This is a genomic window from Chroococcidiopsis sp. CCNUC1 (genome assembly GCF_023546805.1).
Lineage (GTDB): Bacteria > Cyanobacteriota > Cyanobacteriia > Cyanobacteriales > Chroococcidiopsidaceae > Chroococcidiopsis > Chroococcidiopsis thermalis.
Genome location: NZ_CP097480.1, coordinates 5,317,907 through 5,335,520, shown reverse-complemented (window position 1 = coordinate 5,335,520; position 17,614 = coordinate 5,317,907). Strand labels below are relative to the sequence as shown.

21 protein-coding genes are annotated in these 17,614 nt (G+C 43.4%); 6 read left to right on the top strand and 15 right to left on the bottom strand.

The features are described 5' to 3' along the window. Positions 1-28 precede the first annotated feature (28 nt). The 3 genes from M5J74_RS24655 to M5J74_RS24645 form a co-directional block, all read right to left on the bottom strand. Positions 29-1,429 (bottom strand): amidohydrolase family protein, encoded by a 1,401-nt coding sequence (locus M5J74_RS24655; protein ID WP_015156642.1) that lies wholly within the window; start codon positions 1,427-1,429, stop codon positions 29-31. 35 nt (positions 1,430-1,464) lie between these two features. Further along, a complete protein-coding gene (locus M5J74_RS24650) occupies positions 1,465-1,806 on the bottom strand; it encodes a DUF962 domain-containing protein (RefSeq protein ID WP_041463443.1) in 342 nt (113 codons plus the stop codon). 474 nt (positions 1,807-2,280) lie between these two features. After that, positions 2,281-2,763, bottom strand: a complete 483-nt coding sequence (locus M5J74_RS24645) for an adenosine-specific kinase (protein ID WP_250013787.1) — start codon at positions 2,761-2,763, stop codon at positions 2,281-2,283. A gap of 179 nt (positions 2,764-2,942) precedes the next feature. Here M5J74_RS24645 and M5J74_RS24640 point away from each other — a divergent pair, with 179 nt between their 5' ends. Genes M5J74_RS24640 through M5J74_RS33665 form a run of 3 tightly spaced genes read left to right on the top strand, consistent with a single transcriptional unit; the run spans position 2,943 to position 4,532 of the window. Next, positions 2,943-4,022: an ATP/GTP-binding protein gene (locus M5J74_RS24640; RefSeq protein ID WP_250013784.1), complete on the top strand. Its 1,080-nt coding sequence runs from the start codon at positions 2,943-2,945 to the stop codon at positions 4,020-4,022. After that, complete coding sequence (locus M5J74_RS24635) at positions 4,022-4,387, top strand: DUF3226 domain-containing protein (RefSeq protein ID WP_250013782.1); 366 nt, start codon at positions 4,022-4,024, stop codon at positions 4,385-4,387. The genes M5J74_RS24640 and M5J74_RS24635 overlap by 1 nt, the downstream gene beginning before the upstream one ends. Further along, positions 4,359-4,532 (top strand): DUF3226 domain-containing protein, encoded by a 174-nt coding sequence (locus M5J74_RS33665; RefSeq protein ID WP_342669350.1) that lies wholly within the window; start codon positions 4,359-4,361, stop codon positions 4,530-4,532. The genes M5J74_RS24635 and M5J74_RS33665 overlap by 29 nt, the downstream gene beginning before the upstream one ends. A 54-nt stretch (positions 4,533-4,586) precedes the next feature. Here M5J74_RS33665 and M5J74_RS24630 read toward each other — a convergent pair whose 3' ends face one another. From M5J74_RS24630 to dxr, 4 genes are all read right to left on the bottom strand, one after another. Continuing rightward, complete coding sequence (locus tag M5J74_RS24630) at positions 4,587-5,120, bottom strand: hypothetical protein (RefSeq protein ID WP_250013780.1); 534 nt, start codon at positions 5,118-5,120, stop codon at positions 4,587-4,589. Further along, a complete protein-coding gene (iscB, locus tag M5J74_RS24625; RefSeq protein WP_250013777.1) occupies positions 5,110-6,384 on the bottom strand; it encodes an RNA-guided endonuclease IscB in 1,275 nt (424 codons plus the stop codon). Before iscB ends, M5J74_RS24630 begins: the two co-directional genes overlap by 11 nt. 211 nt (positions 6,385-6,595) lie before the next feature. After that, positions 6,596-6,823: a hypothetical protein gene (locus M5J74_RS24620; RefSeq protein ID WP_015156638.1), complete on the bottom strand. Its 228-nt coding sequence runs from the start codon at positions 6,821-6,823 to the stop codon at positions 6,596-6,598. An 86-nt stretch (positions 6,824-6,909) separates the two neighbouring features. Continuing rightward, positions 6,910-8,106, bottom strand: a complete 1,197-nt coding sequence (gene dxr / locus M5J74_RS24615) for a 1-deoxy-D-xylulose-5-phosphate reductoisomerase (protein WP_015156637.1) — start codon at positions 8,104-8,106, stop codon at positions 6,910-6,912. Here dxr and M5J74_RS24610 point away from each other — a divergent pair. Together M5J74_RS24610 and M5J74_RS24605 are read left to right on the top strand one after the other, a co-directional pair. Next, a complete protein-coding gene (locus M5J74_RS24610) occupies positions 8,059-8,430 on the top strand; it encodes a hypothetical protein (protein WP_250013774.1) in 372 nt (123 codons plus the stop codon). The two genes, dxr and M5J74_RS24610, sit on opposite strands and share 48 nt — an antisense overlap. A gap of 177 nt (positions 8,431-8,607) precedes the next feature. Beyond that, entirely contained in the window at positions 8,608-8,841 is a 234-nt protein-coding gene (locus tag M5J74_RS24605; protein ID WP_015156636.1) for a Nif11-like leader peptide family natural product precursor, read from the top strand. A gap of 45 nt (positions 8,842-8,886) precedes the next feature. On the opposite strand, the gene M5J74_RS24600 is transcribed toward M5J74_RS24605, so the two are convergent. Continuing rightward, entirely contained in the window at positions 8,887-10,524 is a 1,638-nt protein-coding gene (locus M5J74_RS24600) for a CTP synthase (RefSeq protein WP_015156635.1), read from the bottom strand. A 265-nt stretch (positions 10,525-10,789) separates the two neighbouring features. On the opposite strand from M5J74_RS24600, the gene M5J74_RS24595 reads away from it, so the two are divergent. Further along, the gene (locus tag M5J74_RS24595; RefSeq protein WP_250013772.1) at positions 10,790-12,628 is read left to right on the top strand and encodes an N-acetylmuramoyl-L-alanine amidase; all 1,839 of its coding nucleotides are present in this window, start codon (positions 10,790-10,792) and stop codon (positions 12,626-12,628) included. 70 nt (positions 12,629-12,698) lie between these two features. Here M5J74_RS24595 and M5J74_RS24590 read toward each other — a convergent pair whose 3' ends face one another. The 7 genes from M5J74_RS24590 to M5J74_RS24560 form a co-directional block, all read right to left on the bottom strand. Beyond that, a complete protein-coding gene (locus M5J74_RS24590; protein ID WP_250013769.1) occupies positions 12,699-13,517 on the bottom strand; it encodes a glucosamine-6-phosphate deaminase in 819 nt (272 codons plus the stop codon). Positions 13,518-13,569: 52 nt separating this feature from the next. Further along, positions 13,570-13,944, bottom strand: a complete 375-nt coding sequence (locus M5J74_RS24585; RefSeq protein WP_015156632.1) for a hypothetical protein — start codon at positions 13,942-13,944, stop codon at positions 13,570-13,572. Between the two features lie 195 nt (positions 13,945-14,139). After that, entirely contained in the window at positions 14,140-15,027 is an 888-nt protein-coding gene (locus M5J74_RS24580) for a hypothetical protein (RefSeq protein ID WP_106166531.1), read from the bottom strand. A gap of 83 nt (positions 15,028-15,110) precedes the next feature. Continuing rightward, the gene (locus M5J74_RS24575; RefSeq protein ID WP_015156630.1) at positions 15,111-15,626 is read right to left on the bottom strand and encodes a hypothetical protein; all 516 of its coding nucleotides are present in this window, start codon (positions 15,624-15,626) and stop codon (positions 15,111-15,113) included. 70 nt (positions 15,627-15,696) lie between these two features. Continuing rightward, entirely contained in the window at positions 15,697-16,341 is a 645-nt protein-coding gene (locus tag M5J74_RS24570) for a class I SAM-dependent methyltransferase (protein ID WP_015156629.1), read from the bottom strand. 82 nt (positions 16,342-16,423) lie between these two features. Then, positions 16,424-16,726 carry an urease subunit gamma gene (ureA, locus tag M5J74_RS24565; RefSeq protein WP_015156628.1) on the bottom strand — a complete coding sequence of 101 codons (303 nt, stop codon included), beginning with the start codon at positions 16,724-16,726 and terminating at the stop codon, positions 16,424-16,426. Positions 16,727-16,738: 12 nt separating this feature from the next. Beyond that, the gene (locus M5J74_RS24560; protein ID WP_250013767.1) at positions 16,739-17,614 is read right to left on the bottom strand and encodes an urease accessory protein UreD; all 876 of its coding nucleotides are present in this window, start codon (positions 17,612-17,614) and stop codon (positions 16,739-16,741) included.

The following is a 17,614-nucleotide window of genomic DNA, read 5'->3' as shown; positions in this document are numbered from 1 at the left end:
CCTTTTTAAGAGGGGTAGGGGGGATCGGTTAGCTGACGCTAGCAGCCGTCTGTTCTGTCAGGTAGCTAGGGAGAGAACGACGCAGACGATCGCCATATAACTCTAAGGCATTACCTCCTAGCAATAACGCTAAGTGTTCGCGATCGTAATCAGCGACTCCCGCTGCATCTTTGACGCAGTTTTCCAATACACCATCCCAGTGTCCGTAGTCTCCAGAGAAGCAAGTTAGGTGCTTGCCAATCTCACCCATTGCTACGGGTAAGTAGGCGGGTGCGGGATCGTCGGATTCAAAGGAAGTAAAGATTTGTCCCCGTTCAAAATATTCCATCGGGTCGCGATGGCGCAGGTCATAATGCTCGTACAGGCTAGAATCATCGATCTTGGCGGGGTCGTGTTCGGCATTCCACAATAGATCGAAGAGATTCTTGGTCATGTTGATGATGTTAGCGCGATCGCGTCCTTTGCGTTCTTGCAACATCAATTTCGTAACATCCATCATCGAAGGACGATAAGGATTTTTGGGATCGAAATCGCGGATGCGTTTTTCCCAATGTTCGTGGAAAGAATGGGCGAGATCCGGTAGCCAGCCACAACCGCCTTCTAAAAAGCCAACCCGCAAGGTGGGAAACTGTTCAAATGCCCCATCAAATACCATCCGCGCCAAAGCGTGCTGCTGTTGGTTGCGTTGGACGAAGATGTGAGTCAGGACAAAAGTTTCCATGTAGTCAGAAATTCCGCCCATCATGTAAGAACCTGGACCACCGTGGATTCCCAGTGCAATATCTAAATCTACTGCTGCTTGTAGAATTGGTCTGAAGTCAGGATGGCTAATTGGCTTACAACTGCGGATATCGGGGAAAGCCTGGGGTGCTTTTGGGTGGGGAATGGGCATATTTGGGGCGACACCGACACCAATCATTCCTAGTTCGTTGACGCAGCGACGCATTTCGGCGACAGCCGCATCGACATCTTGTAGAGGTATGACACCAATTGGTTTGAGGCGATCGCCATATGGACGACAATCTTCGGCAATATAGTCGTTATAAGCCCGACATAGGGCGATCGCTAAGTCTTTATCTAAGATGCTAGAAAATGTCAGGTTGAACGTACCGAAAATTACGTGTACGTCTACCCCTTCCCGATCCATATCTTCAATCCGCAGGCGGTTGAATGTTGCGCCCAAAGTAGTTGTCGGGTGTAAGTTACGAAATCCACCTTTCCCCATGCCTTGAGGCTGGGGAAACATCCGCGTTAGATCGTTTTTGCCTGTAGCGGGGTTAAAATCGACTACCCGCGCCCGCTGATCGCCCAGACTATCGATTACCATCCCCACGCGATCGCGATACTTTGGCTCTAGATAATCCCGCATGACTAAGGGATTTTCAAGCTTGTGGGCATCTGCATCAATAACTGGTAAACCTTGATACATGAATTTTCCTCAAATGTCTTAAGAGTGAGTAGCTATCAATTACTTCTGACTTCTGACTTCTGGCTTCTGACTTGATTGAAATAGCGCCAAAGTTGACGCAAGCCAAATAAATTCTCGAACGACCAAGAAATCGAAACGGGAATCATAATTCCGCTGCGGTACTTGACAAATGCAGGTTTGTTCTTCTCAAAAAATGCATGTCCGCCGATCGCGAATACTTGTGTCAGTACCAGACAAACTAGCGTCCATCGCCAATCGTAGAACAGCAATACAACCGCCGATATCGCCAGTAAGACTGTTAAATGATGTAAAAATATGTTGATCGGGTTCTGATGACTCGCTATGAAATATGCTTTAGCTTCTTGGAAGTAACTCAACTTAACATTCCTCCAGGTACGCCGCACGCCAACTTTAAGCTGTATTGTAAAGATATTAACGATGCTATTGCCAAAAATTTCTACTACTGTAATATTCTTCTAAGATTTTGTGTTTGACCGAGTCAATAGCATAAGTCTTTAGACTCCTGCGTGCCTTACAGTTCGTTGTGTTCGGGCTGTTGCTTCATTATTTTTGCAGTTTAAATATAATGCATATAAGATATTTGCATCATTATATTTTGCCTCGCTTAAGTATTACACAGAAGCGTTTTTCTAGCAGCGATCGCCACTCGAAAGCAGCAGACACAAACTGACCCTTGTATTAAACCTAATTTACCTAGCTTTACCAAAGCGGTATTATGACACTTCAGGGATTGGCATTGGTGAGTGGTGCGTAGTGAGTGGTGCGTGAAACAGATTGTACTTACTCCTGACTCCTCAGTTTTGACTTTTAACTTTTGACTTTTGACTTTTTCAAAGCTTATATCCAATTTGGCGTAAAAACTTTTGTCGTGCTTGTATGTCCTCAGCGTTCTCTACACCTTTGGGGGAAAATCCGTCTACAACACCCAAGATTCCGCGTCCCTGTTGAGTTTCCGCTATGATGACTTCTACTGGATTTGCTGTCGCGCAATGGATATTGCAGACTTCCTGGCATTGTTTGATTGCATTGAGGAAGTTAATCGGGTAGGCTTGTTTCATCAGAATCACGAAACTGTGTCCTGCCGCGATCGCCTGAGCGTTCTTAGTAGCTATATCTTGTAGTTCTTTATCATTTCCGGCAGTGCGGATCAAACAGGGACCAGAAGCCTCACAGAAAGCGATCCCAAATTTTGCTTGGGCAGAGATCCCGACGACAATCTCGTATAAGTCTTCCACAGTTTTAATAAAGTGACTGTGACCGATGATAATATTGCTACCTTCAGGAATTTCCATCGCCACAGATTTGAGTTCCATTTTTCCCTCCTCAAGATTCCTCTGCTACAAACCTCAACAATATCATCGCGCTTTCTATGGATGCGATCGCGTTTTAGAAATTTACTAGGACAATTGCCTTCTCTGACGGTATTAAAGCATAACAAGATAAGCTGATAGTGGTAGAAGATTTTTATGGTGCATAATCTGTAGGTTAAGTTATGTTGCGATCGTTGACGCTCAAAAACTTTCGTTGCTTCCAAAGTTTCACTATTGAGCCACTGGAAAGAATAAACTTGATCTCTGGTAAAAATAATGTTGGTAAAACATCTTTATTAGAAGCTATTTTTATTTCTATTAATCCAATTGGTTACGATGCAGTTCTTAGAATTGAGCAGATTCGTAGTCTCGCGTCTCGCGATCGCTTCAAGACGCTTGAAGAGTGGAGAAATATCTTTTACGAGCAAGAGCTTGAAAGAACTATTAATATTAATACGATAGAACAAAGTAATATACAGCGTTCATTAAAAATTTTTATGGCAAATGAAATGAGTCAAATGTCAGTACCGCTTTTTCAAGAAGACGAAACAATTCCTTTTAGAACAAATGAATCACTCATGACAGGTTTTAGGAAGTATGACGGATTAGTATTTGAGTATGAATATCCCAATGGAGTTACTCGAAACTTTTTAAGAGCTGATGGTCGAGCGCAAAAGTCATATCCTAGATTTCCTGAAGGATTTCCCTTTGTAGGTATATATATTACTACTAACACACGCTCTCATAGAGAAGATGCTGAACGTTTCAGCAATTTGGAGCGTGTAGGCAAGCAAGATGAGATCGTAAAAGCCTTACGTCTGCTAGAACCACGATTGCAGCGGCTTACCTTACTACTTGTAGGTAGAGGACTAATTGTTCACGGCGATATTGGTATGCGAGAACTTGTACCGCTAACGCTTATGGGTGAAGGGATGGGACGATTACTTTCTATTATATTAGCTATTGCAACCGCTAGAGGTGGTATTGTTTTAATTGATGAAATTGAAAATGGCTTACATTACTCAGTTTTAGTAGATGTTTGGAGAGCCATAGCTGATGCTGCTAGAAGGTCGGACGTACAAATATTTGCAACAACCCATAGTTATGAATGTATATTAGCTGCTCATAAAGCATTTGAGACTAGCGAGAAATATGATTTTCGTTACCATCGACTTGAGCAGATTAACAATGATATTCAAGCAATAACCTATGACAGAGAAACTTTAGCAACCTCTGATGAAATGAATTTGGAGATGCGTTAATGCCTGCTAGACCAACGCAAATCTCTAAACCTAAACTTTTAATTGGAGAAGGTTCGGAAAAAATATTATTTTTTAATGCCTTGTTATCCCAGCTTAATATTACTGATGTACAGGTACTAGAGTATGGAGGTAAACCAGGATTAGGGAGATTTTTAAAAACTCTACCACAGATTTCTGGTTATAGAGAAATTACCTCTTTAGGAATTACACGCGATGCAGATGATTCCGCTAGAAGTGCATTTCAGAGTATTTGTAGTGGGTTAAGAAATGCCAGATTACCTGTTCCAAATAAACTAGGAGAGATAACTACCACTACTCCTCAAATTAGCATACTAAATATATCAAAAAATAGGACAAAATCCTAAAAGTCTTGCAAAAGCACGAATACATGCATGGTTATCGGCACAAATTGAACCAGACAAACGTTTAGGACAAGCAGCACAAGCTGGTTATTTACCTTGGAATAGTCCAGAATTCGATCGCTTAAAGCAGTTTTTCTTGTCTCTTTGAAAAATCTAATTAGTTTGAAACTGTTAATTGCAATAAATACCTGGATTTCAAACCTCACTCCTGGTGTATGGTTCGTGTTTCTTTTTTTATCTCCCAGATGACTTCATCTTTTGATGGTAATTTTGACATATTTTGCTGGCGCTCTATTCTATATGTTCGAGAAATTTTACATACTCTATTAGCTCCAAATACGTTAGATGTATAAGCTACCTTGAGATGGATATAATAGACATCCGAATGAGCAATTTGGCGAACGATTTCTTGCAGTTGCGCAGATTCGGCTGGAATAAATAACCTTTGTTTATAACCTCTGGTTTGACACCATTGAACCAAATCATCTTCTGGAGGAGGGGGAAAACCTTCTAATGGTTTGAGTCTAGCTAATTCTGCGTATTCGTAAGTAAACCATCTTTCGCGATCGAAATACCAGCGATCGCTCCGAGCCACACTCACGGTAATATGAACGTCGTTAGCAGAAATTTTATCACCGAAAGTAACAAGTCGTGCGGAAGCCCTGCCGTCTTTAGACCAGGGAGGAAGCACGACGGTAGGCAGTTTTAACTGCCGTCCGCAGTTCTCAAAATCCATACGAATAACCATCCTTTTTGTGAATTGGAGTACAAAATCTATGGCTGATTCCAGCTACTCTGCTTGATGTAGTGGTAATATCAAAGCTGCCACTTTTACGACATGAAAGCCGACCAACATATTCTCCTGCTTTCTTTCCAGAAGTAACGATAGCTTTAACAATGTCGCCTGTTCTACAGCCAAAATGGACTTGTTTTCGCTCTCTGTGACGAATCGGAAATCCATATTTGTCAGTTCCGCACATTTGACGAGTTCCCCAACCAGTACATTTAATTCGTAATGGTTGTTCGGTGAGTAAGCGAATTGTTTCGACATCGCCAACACAAGCAGCATCAATCCAATGTTGCTTGTTTAACTCAAGACGAGTCCTGTTGTACTTCGTCTGTCCGCCCGAACAATACGTCGTTGGTAGGAGGTTTTTCAAAGTATGAAACAAGCTCCATCGAGTTGCACTAACAGCTGCGGCATCTTTTAGAGGCTTCCTGGCTAGTTGCTTGATTTTTTCTAGTCTAGAGTTATCCTTTTTCAGAAATTCTTCAATCAATTTGACTCCTTTTTTGATATTGCACCGTTGGCAACTCAAACATAAGTTTGAAACTCGATGACTGCCGCCTTTGGCGCGTGGGTGAATATGCTCAATTTGGAGTGGCACGCCTGATGTATCGCAATAAGCGCATTTGCGTCCCCATTTTTCGAGCAAGTATTCGCGTACCTCATACCCTACTAATTCCCCTTGCTGGTATTCAACACCATCTATTTCGGGATTTTGCATTTTTTGAGTGTCAAATTTAACCAACTCCATGACAACTTGAGCAATTGGTGCGTAGCGGCAAAGCCGTTTAACCCAAGTCTCAGTAGTCAAAACCCGATGCATCAATGATGGAGGTAGCCATCCTTCTTTATGTTTTCTGTTATCAAAACGTGCTGGACGATAGCGAGTTTTACGATTCCTGCGACTGCGGCGTAAAGAACGCCTAGCAGAGAGAGCGTTTTTGATTATTCCTCCTCTCTGCTCAAGTTCGGCAACCCAAATAACATTTTCTCCTTCTAAAATCGCCAGTCCCGTAACTTTGCTGCCTGGGTCTAGCTTAATAGTTAATGGCTTTGGTGCAGGGTTTAAAACAGCGTGTTTCAGAATAATTGTAAAGGGATACATTCTAAATACAGCGGCTTTTTGTTTAGTCAACAATTCTCTAGCTCTTGCTGGAGAAATTGGGTTGAGAGGCTGTTTATTTGTGTCAACAACAAAAACGTAATTTTGCATTGCTGCATCCTTTTTACAGGTAATGTTTGCTTCGACATTGTTTGAGGTCGGTAACTATCCAAACGACACTGACTTAACCCAATAAGTCTGTTTAATCGCCTGGTTCTAGGGTTCAGGACTAGCAAGCATCCTAAAGTAGGTCTTTAACACTTGCCTCAAACGATAGTCTGGTCAACTAGGGCTTCAGGTTATCTGCCTGAAGCCCCCGACTTCAAGTCGGGGGTTGCTGACTTTCATTGAACAGACTACAGCTAGGAAAGATTCGGTTTGGCAACCAGTTGAGTTCTGCTCTTAATTTAGGATAGTTAGCAGCCGCAAACGTTCTTCTTGAGTTCCAAAAATTGCCCCAAGTGGCGACGACTGCCAAAATAGAGATACATAGAGCAATATATTCAGTAGGAAATGTCTTCGTACCCCACTTGATAGCAAACTCAATCATGGAAAAGTCAAAAGTTAAAAGTTAAAAGTCAAAACAATTGAACCTATAGTTGAGCAGGTTAGATGGACAAAAGTTTGACGATCGATCTATCGTAAGGAAATTAAACGATCGCCTCTACTAAGATCTTCGCTTGCTGTTAATACTTCTTGTCTTGCCCAACGGTCTGCTGCTACGATGTCAGCTAAAGATGGAGTCGAACAATTATCAGATGCATGGCGATCGCAAACTAGTTCGATACAACGAGGAATATCTAAAAAGCGGATTTTTTCTTCTAAAAATAAAGCTACAGCTTGCTCGTTAGCTGCATTTAAAACTGCTGGCATCGATCCACCCGCACGACCCGCGCTATATGCTAATTGCATACAAGGATATTTCTCGTGATCTGGGGCTTTAAAAGTTAAACTACCAATTTCTACCAAATCTAATTGCTTCCAATTAGTATAAATTCTCTCTGGGTATGACATGGCATATAGCAACGGTAAACGCATATCTGCCCAGCCTAACTGTGCTAATACAGAAGTATCTTGTAGTTCGATCAGAGAATGGATAATACTTTGGGGATGAATCACGATATCGATGCGATCGTAATCTAATCCAAATAAGTAATGAGCTTCAATGACTTCCAATCCCTTATTCATCAACGTCGCTGAATCGATCGTAATTTTTCGTCCCATCGTCCAGTTAGGATGTTTTAAAGCATCAGCAACGGTGACATTTGCTAACTTGTCTACAGGTAAATCGCGGAAAGAACCCCCAGAAGCCGTGAGTAAAATTCGCCGCAAGCCACGTCCCGGTACGCCTTGAAGACACTGAAAAATCGCCGAGTGTTCTGAATCTGCGGGTAACAGTTTAATCCCGTATTTTTCTACCAATGGTAAGACAACAGGACCACCCGCAATCAGAGTTTCCTTATTTGCCAAAGCAATATCTTTACCCGCCTCAATTGCAGCAATTGTCGGTAACAATCCCGCACAACCGACAATTCCCGTCACCACACTTTCGGCATCGCCATAACGGGCAACTTCTACAATACCCTCTTCCCCTGCTAGTAAAATCGGTGGCGAGTCGAGATCTGCGATCGCTTCTTTCAATTCTGGTAACTTATCTACATCGCAAATAGCAGCAATACTCGGCTTAAACTGTCGAATTTGCGCCGCCAGCATCTCTACATTGCGTCCAGCCGCCAACCCGACAATCCGAAATTGGTCGGGGTGCTGTGCCACAATATCCAGAGTTTGAGTACCAATAGAGCCAGTCGATCCCAGGAGAGTAATTGCTTTCACGATTGTTTCAGAATTAGCAGCAATACCACTTTATCAGGGAGCAGGGAGCAGGGGACAAGGGGACAAGGGGGAACTCGGGGACCCCACGACCGAAGGGAGTGGGGATTAGGGGGCGAAGGGGGACAAGGGGGACAAGGGGGACAAGGGGACAAGGGGGACAAGGGGGACAAGGGGGACAAGGGGGACAAGGGGGACAAGGGGGACAAGGGGGACAAGGGGGACAAGGGGGACAAGGAAGCAACTACCAACTACCCGTTACCAACTACCCATTACCAACTTTTGTTTACATTGTTACCAAAAACTTTAATTTATATCAAGATTTGATGAATTTTTTTCAGAAAAGGGTCTATGCTCACAGATACAGGAGCAGCTAGAAAAAAACTTTGGGAAATTAGGTGCGATCTCATTTGATCGCAGTTTGGGTGGGGAGTGGAGTTAACTTTGTCAAACTTCGCTAATGAGTCACTAGATTTAATTCCTCTTTAACAGCAGGAGATTTATATGACCCAAGAACATGCTGCCCGCTTTTTTAAAGCCGTACTGCAAGACGACGCATTGCAAGCTAGACTTAAGGCTACAACTGAACCAGAAGCTTTCATTCAGATTGCATCTGAACGAGGATACAAATTCACAGTTGCTGAATTGGATGCTCAAATTAGCAAGTTAACTCCTGAAGAGATGGCTGCGGTAATCAACCCAGGGATTTCTCCACGACGGCGTTTAATGCCTAGATAATGTCCACTTTGAGAGACGTTACATATAACGTCTCTACTAACCGCTCTATGATACTTCTACTGGAGTTGGCGCGATCGCCTCTGGTTGCGATCGTCGAGCGATCGCCTCAATAAACCCCTTAAATAAAGGATGGGGCGTACTAGGGCGAGACTGAAACTCTGGGTGAAATTGACAGGCGATGAAAAATGGATGGCTGGGTAGTTCGATAATTTCTACCAAGCGTCCATCGGGGGAAGTGCCACTAATGACGTATCCCGACTCCAAAAATAGGTTGCGGTAGGCGTTGTTAAATTCGTAGCGATGGCGATGGCGTTCGTAAATTAGGGGCTTTTGATACAGTGCGTGCGCTAGGGTATTGGGTGTGAGACTGCAAGGATATAACCCTAGCCGCATGGTTCCACCTAAATCGACGACATCTTGCTGTTCTGGCAAAAGATTTATTACGGGATATTGACAATTAGGGGCAAACTCTGCGCTGTGGGCATCTTCCAAACGTGCAACATGACGCGCCCATTCAATTACAGAACATTGCATTCCCAAACACAAACCGAGGAACGGAATTTGATGTTCGCGGGCGTATTCTACAGCGGCAATTTTGCCATCTACACCGCGCACGCCGAAGCCTCCAGGGACGACGATACCATGAACGCCCTGCAGTAAAGCGTCTGCCCCTTCTATTTCTAAATCTTCCGAGTTGATCCAACGCAGGTGTAATTCGCCATTTGTCGCGATCGCTGCATGACGCAAAGCTTCTACTACTGATAGATAAGCATCGTTTAAACGCACGTACTTACCAACAATGGCAACTTCAACTTGGTGAGTGGGGTTGGCTTGTCGTTGTACTATAGTTTGCCATTGCGAGAGATCGGGCTGGCGTTGTCCGAGTTGCAGCAATTCTATGGTTTGCTGTGCCAGCCCTTCTGTTTCTAAAGTTAAGGGGACTTCATAGATACTGCTGGCATCTTGACAGCTAATGACGCATTCAACAGATACGTCACAAAATTCAGCCATTTTTGCTTTTAGACCGTCGGGTAGGGGGCGATCGCTGCGACAGACTAAAATATCTGGTTGAATCCCGATCGACCGCAACTCTTTAACAGAATGTTGTGTCGGTTTGGTTTTCATTTCCCCAGCCGAAGGAATCCAGGGAACGAGGGTAACGTGCATGTACAAGACGTTTTGTCGCCCTACATCCTTACGAAACTGGCGAATTGCTTCGAGAAATGGTAGCGATTCGATGTCTCCCACCGTACCGCCAATTTCGGTAATGACGACATCGGGATTCGTATTTTTGGCAACGCGCTGAATCCTTTCTTTAATTTCATTCGTAATGTGGGGAATGACTTGTACTGTTCCCCCCATGTAATCACCACGCCGTTCTTTATTAATTACTGCCTGATAAATTGAACCAGTCGTGACGCTATTGAGGCGCGACATGGAAGTATCAGTAAAGCGTTCGTAGTGTCCTAAGTCTAGATCTGTTTCCGCGCCATCTTCGGTGACAAAAACTTCCCCATGTTGAAAGGGACTCATCGTACCTGGATCGACATTAATATAGGGGTCGAGTTTGAGAATAGAAACTGAATAATCTCGCGATTTGAGCAGCCGTCCCAAGCTTGCCGCTACAATACCCTTACCAATGCTGGAGACTACGCCACCAGTCACAAACACAAATTTAGTCATAGTAGTTTTTCTTAATCTTGGGCAACTTCCAGCCATTCACCCCGATAATTGTGACATATTCTTGAGGGGGAAGGGAGAAGTTAAAAGTCAAAAGTTGAAAGTCAAAATCCCCGACTCCCCACTCCTGTACAGGCGGATTTATTAAGCATACTTATTAGATAACAGGTATTCTAGGTAAACCCGCCCCTACGATACCCTATTCTCCTATTTTGGCGTGAAAAAACTTTTCGGATTATTCTTTCTCGGAACTATCTTTGTCCTGCTTATGGTACGTCCAGTTGGGGCAGAACAGCAACTATCAGTAGTGTATCCCCCTGCTAACCATCAAACAGTAGCCGATCGCATCTTTTTGGTAGGAACAGCGCCGCCAACGGGTAAAGTTTTGGTTAACGGTAAACCGATAGAACGCAGTCGCGCCGGACATTTTGCCCCTAGTTTTCCCTTGCGAGTCGGGGAGAATACTTTTATATTGCAATATCAAGATCGACAGGTGCAACTAAAGGTACAGCGACAAGATACAACCCCCGTACCACCTGTAGGATTGGCATTTGGTAAAGATTCCTTGACTCCTAATGTCGATATTGCCAGAATGCCAGGGGAACTTGTTTGTTTTAGCGCGATCGCACCTCCTCAATCTACAGTTTCCGTTCAATTAGGCAAAGATAACATTCGCCTTTTCCCTCAAATACAACAAGTCCAACTGCCTGCTAACTCTGCACTTTTAACCGGACGAAATCAGCCAACTCGACAATTAACATCTGGGCAATATCAAGGTTGTACCACTCTACCAGAATTAGGGAATTTCGTAGATGGCAATAATACTATTACTAGCGGTTTCACTCCTAGTTCTGGAATTCAACCACAGTTTCAACTAATATTAAACGGTCAAACCGTGACTCAACCAAGTCCAGGTAAAGTTACAGTTCTCTCACCTGCAAATTTAGAAGTCGTCGAAGTCACGGCAAATGAGGGAGTAGCGCGAACTGGTGCGAGTACCGACTACTCTCGCCTCACACCTTTACCCAAGGGTACGCGGGCAGCAGTTACAGGGAAAGAAGGAGAATGGCTGCGCTTAGATTATGGCGGTTGGATTAATAGTAAGGAAACCAGAACTATACCAGGAGCAATCCCACCGCGATCGCTTATTCGGAGTGTCAGCGCCCGTCGCGTACCTGGAGCAACAGAAATCGTGTTTCCACTGCAAGTCCCCGTACCCGTAAGCATACAGCAGGGCGATCGCACCTTAACACTAACTCTATATAATACCACCGCTCAAACAGATACAATCCGCCTCGACGACGACCCCACAATCTCTCGCCTCGATTGGCAGCAAGTCACACCCAATCGCTTGGAATATATTTTTAACCTCAAATCCCAACAGCAATGGGGTTATAAATTGCGCTACGAAGGAACGAGTTTGGTGTTGACACTGCGTTATTCTCCTAAAATTCCAAATTCCAAATTCCAAATTCCAAATTCCAAATTCCAAGTTTCCGACTCCCGACTCCCCTGTACGGGCGCACAGCAGTGCGCCCCTACCGACGCTCCTCTTTCTGGAATCAAAATTCTCCTCGATCCCGGACATGGAGGGAAGGAAACTGGGGCATTAGGACCAACGGGTTATCCTGAAAAAGATGTCAATTTATTAATCTCTAAATTAGTTCGGGAACAGCTAGAAAAACGAGGCGCGGAAGTTTACCTGACGCGGGAGGAAGACGTAGATTTATCGTTACCAGATCGAGTAGACATAATCGATAAAATTGAACCCGCGATCGCAATTTCTCTACATTACAATGCTCTACCAGATGCAGGTGATGCCATGAAAACGCAAGGATTAGCTGCCTTTTGGTATCATCCCCAAGCACACGATCTCGCCAGTTTTTTACATAGTTATTTAGTCCAAAAACTGAACCGCCCAGACTACGGACTGTACTGGAACAATCTCGCTTTAACTCGTCCCGCTTCAGCCCCAACAATCTTATTAGAGTTAGGCTTCATGATTAACCCCCACGAATTTGAATGGATCGTCAACCCGCAAGCACAACAACAACTAGCCAGCGCGATCGCCCAAGGAATAACACAATGGTTTAGTACTATCAGATAAACCTTTAGCGTCCTTCTTTGCGCCTCTGCGTCTTGGCGCGACAAAAAACTAAAACTTAAGTTTTTAACTTTTAACTTTTAACTTTTGACTTTCCCAAAAGGCTTGCTGAATCCGCATCTAAAAACAATGTTGCCTGAGCTTGACTTCTAAGTATAGTAGCAGGACAACTCGGAGCGATCGCGCCTTCTAAAGTCTGCTGTACTGCTTGAGCTTTATGTTTCCCAAGAGCAAAACAAAATATCTTTTGTGCTAAACAAATTGCTGGAATTGTTAATGTAAAAGCGTATTGCGGTACGGCTGCAATATTATTAAAATAACCTTGGTTAACTTGTTGCTGACGAGTAGATAATTCTAACTTTACAAGTTTTATATAGTCAGGATCTTGAAAATCTGCTACTGATGGTTCGTTAAAAGCTAAGTGTCCGTTGCCTCCCATTCCCAAACAACATAGATCGATAGGCTGAGACAATAATAACTTAGTATAGCGATCGCATTCTGCTAGCGGTTGTACGGTATCGCCATCAATATAGTGAAATGCTGCTGGATGAACTTTCTCTTCGACTCTTTCGCACAAGTAACGCCGAAAACTCGCCGGATGGTTAGCATCAATTCCTAAGTATTCATCCAGATGGAAAAAGACAATTCGTGACCAGTCTATCTCACCTAAATTTACCAATTTTGAGAGAAATTCAATTTGAGAATTGCCAGTTGCTAATATTACCCTAGCAGTCTCTTGCTGCGTCAGTAAGTTTTGTAAATAGCGTTGCGTAATTTTAGCTGCGTCTGTGGTAAGTTCATCAGCGCGATCGTACAAACGTACTGTCAGCGCATCTACTGGCAAAATTTTAGCGAGTGTGTCGGTTTGGAAGTTGTGAGGAAGATCGGACATTTAAACAGCCTGACAAGCGTACCGCCACTTTATAACAATCCTCAACAATTTTTCAAGCTCGTTCGCTACCGTACGAATTAACTGATAGCTCGAACTTAATTTGTTTATGCCGAAATAGTGCTGCTTGACAAATTGCTAGAGGCGCAGTTTCACCGTAACCCCAAACACCATTTGGGATAAAGCTAGCAACAAAAGGTAATCCTGGTAAAGAATGTTCCTCAACTCGAAATAACTCAAAGTGAGGTGCATCTGAATTTTCTAAATCCCAAGCCACTAATTCTAATGCAGCTCTGATGTCTGTAGAATAGGGACGCACGAAAAGGTTGAATTTTTCTGCTATTAAACTATCTAGATCTGCTAAAGAGTCAACCTTAATTGTTTCTAAATCTTCAGGTTGTAATTCCGTTAGTTCAAATGTTTCTTCCATATTATTTACTACTAGCTTTAGTTTGGTATAATTTGATATAGCAAATACAAGCAAGGCTTATTGATAGGAGAATGTAGAGGATAGATTGCTAAAAAGCAATCCCCCTACAGAGTGATTTTGCTAGCAATATTCTGTGGAAAAAGCTGAGAATGTAGAGACGCTATGCGTACGCCTCTACAAACACCTGTACAGGACTTATATTTCTGCTACTGCTCTTTCAATTAACCGTCGTGCTAATGTTTGGGTTCCTGTATGTTCGTAATAATTGGTCGAGACATCGAGAAAAGCAGCAAGGTAGTCTAATTTATCGTCAGCAACTTCCATAAAACCTTGTAGATTGCTCACGACTTTCTGCGGTGTCAACCCACGAGAAACAACTAAATCGTTCATCCAACCCGTGACAGAGTTGAAACTTTCACCGATAAAGTTCAACTTACTGGCGGAATTATTTCCTGGAATGTCGCTATTAATATTTTGGAAAGTAGAGCTTTGCTCTAATTCTTGGGGACTCGTTTTATCTAAAGTTGCTAAAGCCTTTTGGATAAAATCAGAACCAAAAGGAATCAATCCATCGACGCAAACTAAGGCTACCATGCGCATCAAGGATTCACCACTGTAATCTGCCAGGGAAGTAACGAAATCACCAATACTATCGCCAGGAATACCATTAATTTGACAAAAAGCCAGCAACTCGACGACTAATTTCAAAGTCAAGTCGATAGTTTGAGCTTTATCAGCTTTAGGAGTGACTTTATTTAAGAAACCCAAAAGCGGAATTTTTTCCCCTACCTTATTCGCAAAAGCTGCTGCACCCAAGGCTTTATCGGTTCTATCTACAGTTTGATATAACCACATCGCCCTCTGATATCCTTGAGAGCGATCGTTGTAGAGATAGATAGCCCGTTCGCCAACTTGTTGAATGATACTTTCGTCAGTTTCGCCTGTAACGGTACGAATTGTATTTTCAAAACCAACTAAATTATTCCACTGCCCGGGAATCACAAAATCGAGCGATCGCAGCATGGAAACGGTTAGATTATTAGTGGGAAGTTCGTCCACTAATTGAATAATTGACTTGCTCACAATATTCTCCTTATACGCTAATAGTTAATAGTCAATGGTTAAGAGAAAAGTACAATTAACAATTAACAATTAACTATCGACATTTATTGCAATTTTGAGAGTCCATTGAGGTTGAATTTCTTTAACCACGCTTCGCGATCGCTAGCTGTAAAGGATGGATCGCGAGATAAAACTTTAACTTGATAGCGATCGCCGACTAAAACTGCTGTTTGTGTCGTACCAACTTCTACGGCGGGATAACCGTTAATTTGTTTTGTACTCGTCTTAAATTTTGCTGCGGCAGTGGGCAAGCTTGTAGTATCAGAAATAGACAGCATTGCCAGATCTTTACCACCTCTTTTCAATTTTGCCTCAGCAAAACCTTTTTTCTCTTGGGTATAAACTCGTTGAAATTCACCGCTCGCAGCTGGGAAAAATCGATTGAACTCGCTGCCTTGAGTCGCTTCTTTGACTACTGCTTGACCGCTTTTTTGCCGATTGCTGACCTGTTGTGCTTGGTCAAACCGCCCTGGAGTTTCTGTAGCCGTACATGCTGTAGTAAATAGTAACAATGACAGCATTAACGCCACTAAAATTTTACGCCCTTGACGAAAAAACATAACGCCTCCTGCTCGATGCTTTACACTTATCATTTATTCTGGCGATCGCTTGCTTTAGTTTCGGAAGATTTTAGATGCGTTGGGCAATGACAGCGTAAAACGGATCTTTCACACCGACACCCAACCACTGAATGAAATTATTAGTGCCGGACTGATGGGTAATAACTTCGGGTTCGGAGAATCCTGGTATGGCTTGAAAATACTGTTTGACTAATTCTACCCGGCTCGACTCCGTTCCATCGCGCCAAGCTTGAATTGCTTTTTGGTAAAACATGCGGTTGGAAAAGCTGATGATAACAATTCCGCCCGGTTTCAGAATCCGATGAATCTCGTTAAACACTGCTTCTGGATACTGCAAGTATTGTATCGAAACAGTATTCAATACTGCGTCGAAATCTTGGTCTGGTAGCGGAAATTTAGGATTCTGATTCAAATTTTGCACGAAATAATGATGCAATCGAGGATTACGGGCTAGTTCCTCTTCATTCATCCCGTGTCCCTCTACATGAGCAAACTCCATTTCCTCTGGAAGGTGGGACACCCAGCTACTCATCATGTCGAAAATTCGGGTGTGGGGTTTGAGGCGTTCTCGATATAACTGAGTCAGTTGTTGAATAAAATTATCGTCTACATGGGTGACAAATCGCGGAAAAGAATAGAACTGCTGGTCGTTGGTATCGTCTAACTTGATCCGGTCGTGAGGGCGCAAAATCATAATTCGAGCGTTTAAATACCTCTACTCTTCTCAGTTTAGAAAAAATTACGAAGTGTAAAGCTATTCTTCCGCCCATTTCTAACTAACGAATCGGGTTGTGGACGGTAACTAATTTCGTTCCATCAGGGAATGTTGCCTCTATCTGGACTTCATGCAACATCTCCGGTACTCCTTCCATGACTTCATCTCGCATCAGGAGAGTTGCGCCAAAACTCATCAACTCGGCGACAGTACGTCCTTCTCGCGCCCCTTCTAGAATAGCGGCAGAAATATACGCCACTGCCTCTGGATAGTTTAGTTTTAGTCCTCTAGTTTTACGGCGTTCTGCTACCAAAGCAGCGGTGAAGATGAGTAGTTTATCCTTTTCCTGCGGCGTAAGTTGCATTGAGTGTCCTTTTTATTGTTGCCAAACTCTAGGTAAACAGCTAGACCTGTCTAATAATGATAAGCGTAGTAACTGCCACACAGATGTAAACCAGTTTCGCACCTCAATTGAACTAGAGCCACGGTAGCGACATAATAATCCATGTGGAAGGCGAGTGACTCCATAATTAGTAATTGGTATGGTTGTAGAGACGTTACATGTAACGTCTCTACACTTTGTTACTAACTCCGGTGAGACTTCGCATCCGATCCAGGTAAGGCTGGCGACAATAGAATGTCCGGCTAAACCGTGAGGACTGTTGAGAATTGCTTCTTCTCCTGGCAACCATTGTCGGTCGATCCATAAAGGTTGTCCTTGTTGCCAGACTTCGGTATACGATCGCCATTCTCCTTGTAAAAATCTTTCGCCTCTAGCGCTGCGTCCAAATCTGGTAATTTCCCAACCCAACCAGCTAGCACCTGGGGCTAGTTCTACGCGCAAGTCTTGACGATAATTTGCGCCGTTAAAGACAATTGTTTCTTGAGGCAACCACTCCAAACAAGCACCTTCATCAATCTGAATCTCGACTGTTTGTCTGGCTTGTAAGCCGTTGCTGCGATAAATTTTACTCGCTGCTGTTGTCGTGACTAAAGCTTGCGATCGCGGTTGGAGTTGCAGGTTAATGGAAAGGCGATCGCCCCCCACAATTCCCCCAGCCGTGTGCAAGATAGCAGTATGGCAGATGTCTCCTTCTGGGTAAAACGGACGCTGCACTTTTAGCGGTGCTTGAACGCGATCGCTTATTGGTTGTGTCTTACCGTTGCGCAGAGCATACACGATATCTAAATTGCCATGCCAGGTAGAAGGAATAGTATTTTTGTGATGCACAGAATTATTGTAGTTGGTCAC

What these genes read in the sequence shown, in the direction of transcription:
- M5J74_RS24655 (WP_015156642.1), bottom strand. Translation starts at nt 1,429, where the DNA reads ATGTATCAAGGTTTACCAGTTATTGATGCAGATGCCCACAAGCTTGAA.
- M5J74_RS24645 (WP_250013787.1), bottom strand. Translation starts at nt 2,763, where the DNA reads ATGGAACTCAAATCTGTGGCGATGGAAATTCCTGAAGGTAGCAATATT.
- M5J74_RS24640 (WP_250013784.1), top strand. Translation starts at nt 2,943, where the DNA reads ATGTTGCGATCGTTGACGCTCAAAAACTTTCGTTGCTTCCAAAGTTTC.
- M5J74_RS24635 (WP_250013782.1), top strand. Translation starts at nt 4,022, where the DNA reads ATGCCTGCTAGACCAACGCAAATCTCTAAACCTAAACTTTTAATTGGA.
- M5J74_RS24630 (WP_250013780.1), bottom strand. Translation starts at nt 5,120, where the DNA reads ATGGATTTTGAGAACTGCGGACGGCAGTTAAAACTGCCTACCGTCGTG.
- iscB (WP_250013777.1), bottom strand. Translation starts at nt 6,384, where the DNA reads ATGCAAAATTACGTTTTTGTTGTTGACACAAATAAACAGCCTCTCAAC.
- M5J74_RS24620 (WP_015156638.1), bottom strand. Translation starts at nt 6,823, where the DNA reads ATGATTGAGTTTGCTATCAAGTGGGGTACGAAGACATTTCCTACTGAA.
- M5J74_RS24605 (WP_015156636.1), top strand. Translation starts at nt 8,608, where the DNA reads ATGACCCAAGAACATGCTGCCCGCTTTTTTAAAGCCGTACTGCAAGAC.
- M5J74_RS24600 (WP_015156635.1), bottom strand. Translation starts at nt 10,524, where the DNA reads ATGACTAAATTTGTGTTTGTGACTGGTGGCGTAGTCTCCAGCATTGGT.
- M5J74_RS24595 (WP_250013772.1), top strand. Translation starts at nt 10,790, where the DNA reads ATGGTACGTCCAGTTGGGGCAGAACAGCAACTATCAGTAGTGTATCCC.
- M5J74_RS24590 (WP_250013769.1), bottom strand. Translation starts at nt 13,517, where the DNA reads ATGTCCGATCTTCCTCACAACTTCCAAACCGACACACTCGCTAAAATT.
- M5J74_RS24585 (WP_015156632.1), bottom strand. Translation starts at nt 13,944, where the DNA reads ATGGAAGAAACATTTGAACTAACGGAATTACAACCTGAAGATTTAGAA.
- M5J74_RS24575 (WP_015156630.1), bottom strand. Translation starts at nt 15,626, where the DNA reads ATGTTTTTTCGTCAAGGGCGTAAAATTTTAGTGGCGTTAATGCTGTCA.
- M5J74_RS24570 (WP_015156629.1), bottom strand. Translation starts at nt 16,341, where the DNA reads ATGATTTTGCGCCCTCACGACCGGATCAAGTTAGACGATACCAACGAC.
- ureA (WP_015156628.1), bottom strand. Translation starts at nt 16,726, where the DNA reads ATGCAACTTACGCCGCAGGAAAAGGATAAACTACTCATCTTCACCGCT.